Origin of the sequence: Halalkalibaculum sp. DA384, from assembly GCF_043951955.1 — a bacterium.
Taxonomy (GTDB): Bacteria; Bacteroidota; Rhodothermia; order Balneolales; family Balneolaceae; genus JAMQKA01.
Map to the genome: position 1 here is coordinate 66,375 of NZ_JBINJE010000003.1, position 13,700 is coordinate 80,074.

A 13,700-nucleotide genomic window follows, 5' to 3' on the forward strand; every position below is an offset into this window, starting at 1 on the left:
CAGGCTACCCGGGATTACCTTGCAGGGACCGGGATGGGCTCTGGTGCCCGATTTTTTTTAAAACGGCAGTTGCAATCTGCTGGCGCAGTGGACCGAGGTCAAAGTAGTAGCCGTTTTCCCGGCGTCCCGCGTGTTGCCGGTTGGTAAACAGGATGACCGACAGGTCGTATTCCGGGATCGCCAGAATGCTCGTTCCGGTAAAGCCGGTGTGACCAAAGCTGCCCTTTGGCACTCCCTCAGCTGAAAAAACGGCAGGATCCATCGCCCATCCGAGCCCGTTTCCAAATTGGTCTATCGTTAAAAAAGTGTTGATCGCCGCCTCGGAAATAAGCTGTCTCCCCTGGTATTTCCCTTTCCGCAGCAACAGATGGACCAGCGATTGCAGCTCGGCGGCCGTGGAGAACAATCCGGCATGACCGGCCACGCCCCCGGCTCCGTACCAGGCGTTGCCATCGTTTACCTCGCCGCGCAACGTATAAAGGCGCCATCCATTCCAGGATTCAGGCTCCACATCCACGCTGTATCCGAAATCATCGTCATAAACCATCTGCTTCTCAAACGGGTTGCCGTGCGAGGTTGCGGCAATCTTTTCCCGGGAGATCCCGCTTTCAAGCGGATTAAAGCCGGTATGTTTCAAGTCCAGCGGCCGGTAGAGCTCCTGCTCCAGGAACTGGTCGAGCGGCTGACCCGAAACGCGCCGAATTATTTCGCCCAGCAGCATAAATCCCAGGTCGCTGTAATGGCGTTCCGCGCCCACCTCGTACTTCAGTGGTAATGAAGCGATATAGTCATACTGTTCTTCAGCGTTGGAGGCATAGTAATAGGTGGGTACCCACTGCGGAAGTCCGGCGGTATGCCTTAGCAGGTGACGCACCGTGATTTTTTTCTTATCTCCCCGGGCAAACTCCGGCAGCCACCGATGGACCGGGGAATCCAGCTGAATCCGCTCGCTGTCCGCCAGCAACATAATACCAAACGTCGTGGCACTCACCTTCGTCAACGACGCCAGGTCAAACAGGTGCCCGGTCGTCATGGTATCTGGCTGCTCCAGCCGTTCCAACTCAAAGGTGTACAATTGAGCATACCCGTAGGCTTTGTGATGCAGGATGGAATCACCCTGCTGCACACGTACCACGGCGCCGGGAATATGCTCCTGCGCTACCGCGCGGTCCACCAGGCTGTCGACGGCGGAGATGCTGACGGCCTCCCGGCTTTGCTGATTCACGGTATCTGAACAGGCCGAAAAAATAAATACCGCAGGTACAATTAGAATGGCCCATAATACTCGTAATGGGCACAGTTTTTCAGCTGCTTCCTGTTTTTCATTGATGTAGTACCCGTCTTCGGGCCATAACAGGAATTTGATGGAAGGCGTTAGCCCGGGTTTCTCACGAGTATGTTGGATAAAATTATGTAACTTCATGGATGACCATAACTTATACTATTTTTTACTGCCAAATCATCATTACAGTCTGTAATGGGCTGCGAAATGGACCTTTCAGCTGCGTTGAAGGACAAATTTCTTGGTGAGAAATGCGGGTTAGATCCAAGGATATCCCCCTTCTTATTCCGATTCCGGGTATGCCAACCGATCCAGAAACTCATACCGTTCCTGGTGCTGTGCCGCCCGCAGGCGGGAATGAACATCGATCTGCATCACCCTGCGTTTATTTCCCTCTTGCAGTGCCTTCCATTCCGGTAGTCCCAGGCCGTTGGGATCTCCCCTTTGTACGAAATTCGCCACAAAACCCCGAAAAATATCGGAGACCTGGTAATCTTCTTCCGTCCAGGCGTACACATGATTTCTGGGAAGGTTTCCCATCACATATTCAATCTCAGCAGCGTGAACGGCGCCCGTGGCCGGCGGGGGTTTGGAATCCTCTTCAGACGCCATGGCGGGGCGCGGGCGCGAATAGTAGTAACGGTACACCGGGCTGGTGCTCGTTTTACTGTGGATATCACTCCACTTCCACGTGCTAAAAGCGATGAACCGGTCGCCCGCCAGGGCAGTGGCCGACTTCAGCACTTCTTCACCGGTGTTGCCAGGGTACAGGTCCAGGATCTTATCTGCGTGCTCGCCATACAGCTGGTTGACCAGCGCCTTATAGTTTTCGGGAGTCGGCTTTTTACCCTGGAAAAGAAACTGGTGGCTCATCTCTTCCGAATTCCACCCCACCAGCAGGGGCACGTCGGCCTGTTCGCCCGAACGGTAGATCTCAATCGGTTTTTTCGGAAAAAAGTACCCATCCACTGTTACAGGAAACCGGGGCACATCTTCGCGTGCCGTTGCCTCCAGCACTTTTTCAGCCGGCATCTGTCGCATCTCTTCAAGGGAGGCGGCCCCGAGCAGATCCTGGAATGTACGCCCGGCTTTTTCTCCTTTTCGAAGGGAAACTGCCGAAAGACTCCCCAAAAGCGAACCACTCTCTCCCACGGCTCCCGCAATCAGGTCCCTGGACAGCGGGGAGGCCATCTGCGCACTCACCGACATTGAACCCGCGGATTCACCTGCAATCGTGACTTGCTCCGGGTCGCCGCCAAAAGCCTCGATATTTTCTTTTACCCACTGCAGGGCCCTTGCCTGATCCAGCAGACCGTAATTTCCGGAAGCGGAATGCGGCGACTCAGCAGTCAACCCGGGATGGGAGAGAAATCCAAATACAGACAACCGGTAATTTACCGTAACCACTACAAGTCCTTTATTTCGCGCCATGCTTTCCCCGTCATACCGCGGTTCTGATCCGTCGCCGGCCATCAATCCCCCGCCATAAAAATAGACCAGCACCGGCAGATCGGCCCCGGGACTCTCGACCGGCGACCAAACATTCAGGTAGAGGCAGTCTTCACTCATTCCATCCGACCGGAAAACCATATCGTCGAAAATGGGCCGCTGCATACAGCGCGGACCAAACTGTTTTACCTGTTTTATCCCGGTCCAGTCGTCAACCGGCCGGGGAGGTCTCCACCGAAGTTTGCCGACTGGTGGCGCCGCAAAAGGAATACCCTTGTAGATATAGACCCCGGAATCGTTAATTCCTTCAACGGTGCCGTTCTCGGTTTCGACCCGGGGAGCCGCATTATCGGTCGATTGTGAAAAAGCGTCGGGGGCCAATAGAATACCTGTTCCTATTACAATGGTAACAATTTTAGTGACTAACGATTGAAGCATGCTAACCAGGTTTAGAGTGACGGTGACAAGCGTTTCCAACATCCTGTTGCTGCCTGAGGCACCAATAGTAATAGTATGAATTTTCTTTAACAAGAGGCCTTTGAAAAACCGTTGTTTTGCAAAGGTCCTCTAACAAGTTGTCATGCAGATAGAAAATAGAGCCCGGCCCGGTCTGCTCTTTGCTAATTGCAAAATCAACCCCCGTTCCAGGCCTTTCTGGTCCACCTGGAAATATTGCCTGCGGCAACCACGATAATGCTTCCCACTGCGGTGTACAGCGGCCAGGCGATCGCAAGTCCCTCTCCCGGCAGCAGGTCCTGAACAGGTCCCTCCACCATAAAAAGCAGTGAAATGAGCCCGGCAAAAAAGCCGATCATGGCGTCCCGGCGGTCTGGCTTGTCAAACCAGCGGCCAAGCACAAAAGCCCCGAGCAGCCCACCATAGGTATAGGAGGCGATACCCAGCCCGAGTTCGACGACAGCGGGACGTTCTCCCTCCTGCAGCTGGAGCAGTGCAAAAAAGTAGGCGGAACCCGTGAGAATCAATGCCCAGATGATCGTGATCATGCGGGAGACCTGCAGGTCGCGGGCCTCGGTATTGTCTTTGCCGAAATAGGGTTTGTACAGGTCGAGCGTAGTAGATGAGGCGAGCGAGTTGAGTGAGGAGCTCAGGCTGCTCATGGCGGCCGCAAAAAGGGCGGCAACGATTAACCCCGACAAGCCTGCCGGCAGCTGCTCGACAATGAATTTGGCGAAAATTTCGTCCGTGGTGACCAGTCCCAGCGCTTCGGCAGACTGTGCTTCGTAAAATGCATATAACAGGATTCCTATTCCCAGAAACAGCGCAAACTGAAGGGCCACCACCACGCCACTCCAGACCAGGGCCTTCTGGCTGTTCTCCAGGTTACGGGTCGTCAGCAGCCGCTGGACGATCAGCTGGTCGGTTCCGTGTGAAGCCACCGAAAAGATTGCACCCCCGACGAGGGCGGTAAAGAAGGTATAGGGTGTGGCAATAAAATCAGTAAAGCTCATGTCGAAGCCAAACTCCAGGAAGTTCAGCTTCCCGGCCTCGGCAGCAGTCGTAACGGCGGCCGGGAGTCCCCCCGGAATACCGCCGATCATAATACCGGCGGCCAGTAGCGCCCCGCCGATATACACCGCCATCTGCATTACGTCCATCCATACCACGGCCTTGATTCCTCCAATAAGCGTGTAGATGACGGTAACCAGGGAGATGGCGCTGATCGACAACAGGTACAGCTGCAGGTCTCCCCACCCGATAAACGCCCCGCCCAGCCGCAAGATAATAGCCAGGGGAATAGCCGTGGCAAAAAGCCTGACTCCGTCGGCCAGCAGGCGGGTAACCATAAAGGTGGTACTGGTGGCGTTGCGCATGGCAGGACCGAACCGGTTGGCCAGAAACTGGTAGGCCGTCGTGAGATTCCCTTCATAATACTTTGGGAGAAAAAACAGGCTTACCAGCACCCGTCCCGCAATATAACCGAGCGTAATCTGGAGAAAAGTGAGATTACCACCATACGCCACGGCCGGAATGCTGATAAAGGTCAGTGTACTGGTCTCCGTGGCTACAACGGAAAAAAGAACTGCCCACCAGGGGATGCCCTCTCCTCCCAAAAAATAGTCGGAAGTTGAGGTCTGCTTCCCGGCGATGCGAATACCGATAACAGCCACCCCCACCAGGTACACCACAATGACGATGTAATCAACGGCACTAAATCCCAAAACAGCTTCCTTTGTTTGTGACGATTAAACTGCTATATCACCAGAACAGCTCGAACCTGCTGCATCCTGACACTCCCGTCCCTATTTCAACGTGCTGCTCAGCCATCTGTACAGTTCGCCGATGGCCCGGCCCCGGTGGCTTATCCTGTTTTTTTCTTCTGCATCCAACTGGGCAAACGTCTGCTCATATCCCTCGGGCTGGAATACAGGATCGTAACCAAACCCTTTGTCTCCCCGGCGTTCTTTTAAAATTTTACCCCGGCAGATTCCCTCGAAAAAGTGTTCACCGCCCTTCTCATCGATATACGCAACCACGGTACGAAACCGGGCCGTCCGGTTCCGATCATCGACCCCGGCCAGTTCCGCCAGCAGCTTGTCGGTATTGTCATCGTAAGAGGCATTTTCGCCGGCATAGCGGGCTGAAAACACGCCGGGGCGTCCATCCAGGGCATCCACCTCCAGGCCAGTGTCATCCGCCAGGGCGGGCAGACCGGTCTTCTCAAAAACGTAGCGGGCCTTTTTCCGGGCGTTGCCTTTCAGGGTCTGCTTGTCCTCCTCCACTTCGCCGAGCTCCTCAAAATCGAGTGCCGACTTCAGTTCCAGGTCAAGGTCGGACAGCGTTTCCCGCAGTTCCTGTATTTTGTGCTCATTGCGGCTGGCCAGTATCAGATTTTTCATACTTCTGTTTCACAGTTAAAATTGCTGGAAAAATTAATTGACATCTGGTTCATTGCTTAAGTCACGATAGCTGACGCAACACTTCCTGGGCTTCGTGCCACTTGAGGCGTGGACCAAACTGAGAAACGATCCGGGAACAGGCCAGGCTCGCCAGTTTCCCGGCCGCCGCGAACCCCATACCGTTTGTAATTCCGTACAAAAACGCCCCGGCAAACATATCGCCCGCGCCGTTGGTGTCAACAGCTTTTACATCATAAGGTTCGATATCGATAAACGTGTCGCCGTCGTAGATCATCGCGCCATTGCTGCCCTGGGTAATAACAAAACGCCGGGCTTCTTTTTTGAGCGCTTCGCGGGCTTCCAGCAAGTCCGTCTTGCCGGTATATTCCTTCGCTTCATCCTCGTTGCAAAACAGCAGGTCTACCGAAGCCCCGATTACCTCTTCAAAACGATCTTTGAACGCCTCCACCACCGAGGGATCCGACAGCGTGAGGGCGGTGTTCACCTCGTGATTCTCCGCAATATTTTTCGCCTGTTTCATCGCTTCAAGTCCGGTATCGGAGGCCACCAGGTAACCTTCGAGGTACAGGTAGTCGGAGACGCTGATAGCATGTTCATCCACCTCATTTTTTGAGAGCGATGAGGTAATTCCAAGATAGGTATTGAGCGTTCGGTCCGCATCACCGGTAATCATGACCAGGCATTTTCCCGTAATTCCCTCCGGCTGCTGCTGCCGGTCAAAGTTCGTGTCGATTCCCGCCTCTTTCATCTCCTCCAGGTAGTCATCTCCAAACTTGTCATCGGCCACTTTGCAGGAATAAAATGCTTTTCCCCCGAACTGGCTGACTGCGTACACGGTATTGGCGGCAGAGCCTCCCGGTTTTCGAACCGCTTCGGCGTGGTTGATATCTTCAATAAGCCTGAACTGCGTTTCCTCATCGACCAGGGTCATGACCCCTTTTTTGACTTTATGTTTGCTTAGAAAATCATCAGACACCTCAAATTCTATGTCCACAAGGGCGTTACCGATGCCATACACGTTATATTTTCTCTTCATAGCAGGAACTGTAACAGATCATGATGTTAACGATTAAAACGAAACTCGAATAAAGTACGGACTCTGCGTCTGGTTTGAAAATGGGTTTCTTTCGGGAACAGTCCCGGGGCAATTCTGTGACATCCATTCCATGGGATGAATCCTGAGATTAAATAGGGCATCCTCAAAAAGTCAAATTTGCCCTTTTCCCTTTTGGGCTCCTTTATCATCTTTCCTCATTCATTTTTTTCGATAAAACAACTGGAATCACCCGCGAAACGTAGTAATTGACTACGAGGAATCAGTTAATTGTGGAGACCTTTGCAGAACCTACTATGTTGTTGGGAGTTGGTTGTACCACCGACCTTATATAGCAGATAAAACGGGAATACAACTCCCTCCAAACGCTGATTTGAATATTTTGAAAAATACTTCTAAGTATAATTTTACGTGAATGGCGCCCTGGACGGGAAAAACTCATTCCCCCCGATTTATTCCTGAAAATCATCTATTTTAGACGCCATGCATTTATTCGTACCATACCTAAAACAACGACTTCAGCAGGCCCTGCCGGGGCGAAATGTGCAGCTGAAAATGGCTCCCGAACCGGTCGGAACCCGTGGGCCTGAGCGCAAGATGGAGCCCACGCCCCATGCGCGACAGAGCAGCGTGCTGGTATTGTTCTATCCCAATGAGGAGATGGAGCTGGAGATTCTGCTTACCCTGCGAAGCAGCGACATTGACCACGGGGGACAGATCAGCTTCCCGGGCGGTCGTTCGGAGGAGGGAGAAACTCCTGTCGAAACGGCACTGCGCGAGGCACGGGAGGAGGTGGGCATCGACCCCGGCCAGGTGCATATCGCCGGGCAGCTGACCAAGCTTTTTGTCAGTCATTCCAATAACGATGTGACCCCCGTAGTCGGCTATATGGAGGAACAGCCCGAATTATCCCTCGATCCCCGCGAAGTGGAAGAGGCCTTTTCCGTGGAGCTGGAAAGCCTGCTGGGAAAGAAAAATCTGACCGTGGAGGACTGGAATCTGCGGAATCACACCTTCAAAGTGCCGTATTGGGATGTCCACCGCGTGCCGCTCTGGGGAGCCACCGCCATGATGCTGAATGAGTTCCTGGAACTCTACCGGGAGTTCAGGTCGGAGGCTCATAATGCTGGTATCGACTGACCTTGCCGGAAAATCTGTCCCTGCTCAACGCATCCTTGTCATCCGGGTATCTGCGGAACGCCCCATTCGATGTTTGCCAGTCGTAACGGGATGGAGTTGAAAAAAGGAGTTTACATATGATCTGTTTGAAGCAGAGGTGGCAATTCATTTTTTTGAACCGGACCGCAACAGTTCCACCGCCTCGCTTCCCACCTGCATGCCGATGGATATTCCCATTCCGCTCAACCCGGCCGCCGTAAAAATTCGGCCTTCCATATGTTTTACGACCGGCATTTTATTTTCGGTAAATCCCATGATGCCCGACCATTCCTGTTCGATTTTCCAGCCGCTCGGCAATTTCAGGGTCTCCTCTGCAAACCGGACGAGGTACTCTTTTATCTTCAGATTAATCCCGAGCTGGTCGGTGGCTTCCTCCTGTTCAGCTATGTTCCGGCCGCCTCCCAGCAGCAGTCGGTCCCCGACATCCCGGAAATAGAGGTACCCGCGATCGTGGTGAAATGTACCCCGCCACTCCAGGTTGTCAATGGGTGCGGTCAACAAAATATATCCCCGTGCCGGGGTTACTTCCGTGCCCGGCCAAAGGTTTTTCACAAACCCGTTGGTGGCCACCAGGACCTGGTCACCCGCAAATTCGGTCCCGTCATCCAGCAAAACAAAACCGGCCGGAACCACTTGCTGAACTTCTGCATTCCAGCGTATCTCTATCCCCGCTTTTTTTGCCCGGTCTATGAGCGCTTTCATCATTCTCCCGGGGTGCAGGGCGCCCTCCAGGCGGTTAAAAATTACAGGATAACCATTCAATCTGCCTGTTGTATATACCTCTTCTTCACCGGCCAGCTGCAAAAGCCAGCGATTGAATTTGGGGATCTGCTGTTTGGCCTCGCTAAACGCCGCTTGAGATCTAAACAGCTCGTATCCACCACACGGTTTGTAACCGATGGCATCTGCTCCCAGGGTCGACTTTAACAGTTCCAGGCCATTAAAACGCCTTTTTATCCTTGTTTTAAGCTGCTCTTCGGGGATCCGATCAAGATCGGCCTGGTGCTCGGTGATGGAACCGATGCAGGCAAAACCGGCGTTGCGGGTGCTGGCACCCCGCGGTGCCGCCCCTCGTTCCAACACCAGTACGGATCTGCCGGGATGGGACTGCCTGTAAAATAAGGCCGACGAAAGTCCGGTAATACCAGCCCCCACGACGATCAGATCGTAGCTTGTTTGAAAAGCAACTTTTTCCCAAAAGGAGAGATCATTCATTGGGATTTACTGCGTATTGCGTGAAAATATCGCTTGTCCTGATTAAATCACAACTCTGGAGGGAGCGGATGAAAAACCAGGGAAGCCATCAGTGCCGCGCCGGTCTTAAAGCACTCTTCATCCACGTTATAGTGCGGGTGGTGCCAGGGATGAACAGCTCCGGCGGCCTCGCTTCCGCTGCCAAGGAAGAAAAAAGCGCCTGGAAAATGCTGCTGGTAAAACGCAAAATCCTCCCCCGCCATAATTGGTTTTTCGAGTATCTTTACCTGCTCTTTGCCGATGATCTCAGCCGCGGTTTCAATAACAATATCGGTCGCCCAGCCGGTATTGTCGACCGCCGGGTAGCCGGGATCAAACGTGTAGGTATAGTCGGCACCGGCCGAGGTAGTGATCCCCTGCACAATTTTCTCGATACGTTCGCTGATAAATTCAGCGGTCTGCTGCGAGAACGTTCGAATGGTGCCGATCATCTCCACTTTTTCCGGGATTATATTGTGGGCGGTTCCCCCCGCAATCTTCCCGATCGTGATGACCACCGGCTCACTGGGATCAATATTGCGGCTGGCGATGGTTTGGATAGCCGTTACAGCCTGGGCTGCCAGTACCACCGGGTCTACCGTCTCATGCGGGGAGGCGGCGTGCCCCCCTTTGCCGATAATCTCGATATTAAACTCGTCGGGGCGGGCCATCAGCGGACCCTCTTTTATACCGATCTGTCCCGGCTCCAGGAATGAACTGGAATGGAGTCCATAGATTACATCCACCCCTTTTTCCTGCAGGTAGCCCGTCTCGCAGAGCAGGCGTCCCCCGCCCGGCAGTTTTTCCTCGGCCGGTTGAAAAATCAGCAATACGGTTCCCTCAATTTCCTCTCTCAGGTCATTGAGGATATGGGCTGCTCCGACCAGGTTGGCCGTGTGACTGTCGTGACCACAGCAGTGGGCCACCCCTTCATTTTCTGACATAAATTCCTTCTTGTGCTCTCCCTCCTCCTGGATCGCGAGAGCATCGATATCAGCGCGCAGCGCCACCACGCGGTCGGAGGACTGGTCCCCTTCCAGCACTCCCACGCAGCCGGTATCCAGCGGACGGTCTGCCGGGATATCCAGCTCTTCAAGCTTCTCGATAATATATTTTGTCGTTTCGTGTTCCTGGTAGCTCACTTCCGGGTGCCGGTGGAGATGTCGCCGTACCTGGACCATCTCGTCAAAATATTGTTCCGTTAGCGCCTGAATTTTTTTTACCTGCATGATTATGTTTTAATAGATTGAGACCGGATACGAGTATGACTCAAAATAATTAAATTTGGTCAACTCTTTTATCCCGATTTGCAACTTTTACCTCGCGTTCGCGTACCGGTCAACTGTGACAGATAGTCTATATTCAGATTAACCGATTTAAGCACAAAAAAATGAGCAGCAAAAACATTTCGTGGGAAATTGTGGTCGCCGGCCTCGCTTTTGTGGGCATCGCTATTTTCCTGTTAAATCGGGAAGACAGGCCGCCCCGCCCCCCGGCTCCTTCGAATGCCGCCACCGATTCAGTGCAGGTACCCCGCCCACCGCTTCCCCCGTCGATCGTTATCGACCTGCAAAACCTGGAGAATTTGAAGAATCTCCGGAATCTGAAAAATCTTGAGAATTTGAAAAACCTGGAAAACATTGATATAGAACTTCGACACCTCGACAAACTCATACAGCACGGGGCTGAATCACTGGCCTTGGGAGAAGAGGCGACAGGTTCGGTTGACGAATCGCTCCGCAAGCTGGAGCAAAAACTGCAGGAGCTCGAGCATGGAGACTTTAAGATAAAGTTGCAGGATAAAAAGGTGTTTATTAACCGGCGGTACAACGTGGAAGAGGCCTCCTGGTCTGAAGTTTCGCCGGGCGTGTATGTATATCGAAAATCATTTGAGCTTCCCCGGCACAACAATGTGGACCTCGATCTGAGCTTCGGAAATGTTAATATTGTCGGCGCCGATTCCACCGGTGGAGAGATCGTCATACAGGCCACCGGGGATGTCGGAGATCAACGGGCCCTTGCCCAAAACATCTCTGTGGACCGGAAACAGGAAAATGGAAATATGGCTCTTTCCATTTTATCAAAAAAACGCCCCTCGCTTTCAGACCGAATCAACCTGGAGACAACGGTCACGGTTCCGCGACAAACCAGTTTTACGGTTAACACTTCCGGCGGGCACATTTCCATTACCAGTATTGAGGGCGATCAGCGTTTGGAAACAAGCGGCGGCCATATCACCCTCAATGACCTTTCGGGTACGATACATGCAACATCCCGTGGAGGACATATTACCAGCGAACAGCTTGAGGGCGACATCATGTTGACGACCTCCGGCGGCCATATCCGGATTGAAAAAAGCAGCGGTACGATAGAGCTTTCGACGGGAGGAGGGCATATCAACATCAACCGCCTGCATGGTACAGGTGAGGCGAAAACTTCAGGGGGCAATATCTCCGCTGATATCCGATCTCTTCAGGGCCCCCTGGATTTCAACACCTCGGCGGGCAATATTTCACTTTTGCTTCCCCGCTCGCTAAATGCCGATATTACGGCTCGTGGTACCGAGGTTTCGATCAGCGATTCATTTGAGTTCGATGGTACCCGAACCAAAGGTAAAATTGAAGGAGCCATCAACGACGGAGGGCTTCCGATAACGGCCCACTGCGGGTATGGCACTGTTTCCATCTCGACCAATGACTGACAACGAAGATAATTCCACTCGAAACAACAACCTCCGCACCACCGAGGACGGGTCCCACACGCTCTACTCCCGGCAGTTCGACCAGCACTACCACAATCCCAACGGGGCGGTCGCGGAAAGCCGGCACAATTTTTTTGAGAAAAACGGGTTGCTGGACCGGCTTTCCGAACCGGAGTCCATTACCATCCTGGAAACGGGATTTGGTACGGGACTCAACCTGGTGCTTCTCGCGGATGAATACCTGAACAGGAAACTGCGGCACGCAGTCCATTTCTACAGCATTGAGGGATTTCCGGTGGATGCCGAAACCGCCCGGTCATTTAACTATGCCAACCACCTGGATCACCCGGAACTTGTGGACAAGCTTCCCCGTATTTTCGAGCAGATAGAACCGGGCCTGAACAAATTTGAACTCATTCCCGGGGTCACGCTTCACCTGTTCTTTGGCCTTTTCAAGGAGTTTAACCCCGCCAATCTGGAAGCGGATTTTATATTTCACGACCCTTTTTCTCCCGCCGTAAACGAAGAACTGTGGACCGGCGATGTATTTAAGAAACTGGCAGAATGGAGCAGTGCCGACGCCGTACTGACGACCTATTCCGCGGCCTCCAGAGCGCGCGGGGCGATGGCCTGGGCGGGATGGCACGTTGCACGAGAAAAAGGCGCCCTAGGCAAGCGCGAGATGACGGTGGCCTCTAGAAATCCCAAAAAACTGGCTCACCTGGAGAGTGTAAACGAAGAGCGACTGGCCCGGCGCTACGAAACCAATGATTTTTAGAGGGCTTCAAAAAAACATTGGTTTTACAATATCCTCATTTCATCCCTTTACCTGTACCTTCAGAGCCGTGCTCAATAAAATACCGGTTCATCAATGCTGCTGTAATGTGTAATACCAGCCTTCTAAACAAACCACAGATCACACCCGACCCATAACTCACGACCGATGACCCAATATACACCACTCATTGATCCCACAATTCCGCCCGAATCGTCTGGGCGCTCTGTTCGGAGATCTGGTATTCCAGCTTGATACGCCTTTTTTCCGGAATTTTCTGTTCCACCAGGCTGGCACTGTCCGGGGTATAAAGGATGAGATCGGTTTCCCGAACAAAAAGCGGCAATGATTTGCCATAGGTCGCCCCCGCCACGAACGAGCCCTCGAACTTCATGTTCAGTTTTAACTGGTTTATCACATTGGGAATCGTTTTGTCCTCGGCAGCAACCAGCCCGATCGTTTCTATGGCCGCCCGGTCCACAATCGAGAGAATCACATCCGGGTCAAAGCCGTAGACAATCGGCAGCAGGCGGCCGGTCTCGGCAAAATCGCGGAACGAATTCAGCAGGTGCACCGGCACGAAAAGAGCATCATATTTTACCGTCTCATTGTACTGGTCGGAGGTGAGAATGGTGCTTTTTACCCCCACCCGTTTATTAATCGACTCTGACAGCATCCGCCCGAGCTCCTTCGTTTCCCCGACCGTGGCACATGTTTCAATACGATCCGGCCAGTCCATAAAGCTGAGCTGCTCCTGGAACAGCTCGTCGATCTCGGTTTCATCCAGCCCGTAGCCGATCAGCTCCTCCAGCAGCTTCCGCATCTTCTCGGCCCCCACCTCCAGCCGGTCCGATTTATCCAGCGTGGATGTCTGCCGCTCGACAATGAAGCCGCGCCCCTGTTCACTGGCTACCAATCCTTCATCCGCCAGTATATGGTAGGCCTTGCGCACCGTATGGAAGCTGGTCTCCAGCTGCTGGCCCAGCTTGCGCGTAGAGGGCAGCACTTCCCCCACCTGGAACTGCTTGGTGGCGATCATCAGGCGGATGCGGTCGGCAATGTATTTGGCGGAATTTTTCACGGGAAGTTGTTGAATTATTGAATTGCAGAATTAAAGAATTGTTTAATTGATACCGTCATTGAGCAAT

11 protein-coding genes are annotated in these 13,700 nt (G+C 53.0%); 3 read left to right on the forward strand and 8 right to left on the reverse strand.

The annotated features are described in order from the left end of the window. Nucleotides 1-4 precede the first annotated feature (4 nt). The 5 genes from ACG2E4_RS02700 to ACG2E4_RS02720 form a co-directional block, all read right to left on the reverse strand. Nucleotides 5-1,423, reverse strand: coding sequence for a serine hydrolase domain-containing protein (locus tag ACG2E4_RS02700; protein WP_395275631.1), 1,419 nt, complete (start codon nt 1,421-1,423; stop codon nt 5-7). A gap of 141 nt (nt 1,424-1,564) precedes the next feature. Next, nucleotides 1,565-3,169 (reverse strand): carboxylesterase/lipase family protein, encoded by a 1,605-nt coding sequence (locus tag ACG2E4_RS02705; RefSeq protein ID WP_395275632.1) that lies wholly within the window; start codon nt 3,167-3,169, stop codon nt 1,565-1,567. 194 nt (nt 3,170-3,363) lie between these two features. Next, a complete protein-coding gene (locus ACG2E4_RS02710) occupies nt 3,364-4,911 on the reverse strand; it encodes a sodium:solute symporter (RefSeq protein WP_395275633.1) in 1,548 nt (515 codons plus the stop codon). Between the two features lie 81 nt (nt 4,912-4,992). Further along, a complete protein-coding gene (rdgB, locus tag ACG2E4_RS02715; RefSeq protein WP_395257142.1) occupies nt 4,993-5,589 on the reverse strand; it encodes an RdgB/HAM1 family non-canonical purine NTP pyrophosphatase in 597 nt (198 codons plus the stop codon). Nucleotides 5,590-5,650: 61 nt separating this feature from the next. Beyond that, nucleotides 5,651-6,646: an adenosine kinase gene (locus ACG2E4_RS02720; protein ID WP_395275634.1), complete on the reverse strand. Its 996-nt coding sequence runs from the start codon at nt 6,644-6,646 to the stop codon at nt 5,651-5,653. A 501-nt stretch (nt 6,647-7,147) separates the two neighbouring features. Here ACG2E4_RS02720 and ACG2E4_RS02725 point away from each other — a divergent pair. Next, complete coding sequence (locus ACG2E4_RS02725) at nt 7,148-7,804, forward strand: NUDIX hydrolase (RefSeq protein WP_395275635.1); 657 nt, start codon at nt 7,148-7,150, stop codon at nt 7,802-7,804. A 144-nt stretch (nt 7,805-7,948) separates the two neighbouring features. On the opposite strand, the gene ACG2E4_RS02730 is transcribed toward ACG2E4_RS02725, so the two are convergent. Both ACG2E4_RS02730 and ACG2E4_RS02735 read right to left on the reverse strand, forming a co-directional pair. Next, complete coding sequence (locus ACG2E4_RS02730) at nt 7,949-9,058, reverse strand: NAD(P)/FAD-dependent oxidoreductase (protein WP_395275636.1); 1,110 nt, start codon at nt 9,056-9,058, stop codon at nt 7,949-7,951. 47 nt (nt 9,059-9,105) lie between these two features. Continuing rightward, on the reverse strand, nt 9,106-10,305 hold the full coding sequence (locus ACG2E4_RS02735; RefSeq protein ID WP_395275637.1) for a M20 family metallopeptidase: 1,200 nt from the start codon (nt 10,303-10,305) through the stop codon (nt 9,106-9,108). Nucleotides 10,306-10,466: 161 nt separating this feature from the next. Here ACG2E4_RS02735 and ACG2E4_RS02740 point away from each other — a divergent pair, with 161 nt between their 5' ends. Together ACG2E4_RS02740 and mnmD are read left to right on the forward strand one after the other, a co-directional pair. Beyond that, the gene (locus ACG2E4_RS02740) at nt 10,467-11,777 is read left to right on the forward strand and encodes a DUF4097 family beta strand repeat-containing protein (protein ID WP_395257152.1); all 1,311 of its coding nucleotides are present in this window, start codon (nt 10,467-10,469) and stop codon (nt 11,775-11,777) included. Then, nucleotides 11,770-12,555: a tRNA (5-methylaminomethyl-2-thiouridine)(34)-methyltransferase MnmD gene (gene mnmD, locus ACG2E4_RS02745; protein ID WP_395275638.1), complete on the forward strand. Its 786-nt coding sequence runs from the start codon at nt 11,770-11,772 to the stop codon at nt 12,553-12,555. Before ACG2E4_RS02740 ends, mnmD begins: the two co-directional genes overlap by 8 nt. A gap of 184 nt (nt 12,556-12,739) precedes the next feature. Here mnmD and ACG2E4_RS02750 read toward each other — a convergent pair whose 3' ends face one another. Then, complete coding sequence (locus tag ACG2E4_RS02750; RefSeq protein ID WP_395257156.1) at nt 12,740-13,633, reverse strand: GntR family transcriptional regulator; 894 nt, start codon at nt 13,631-13,633, stop codon at nt 12,740-12,742. Nucleotides 13,634-13,700 lie beyond the last annotated feature (67 nt).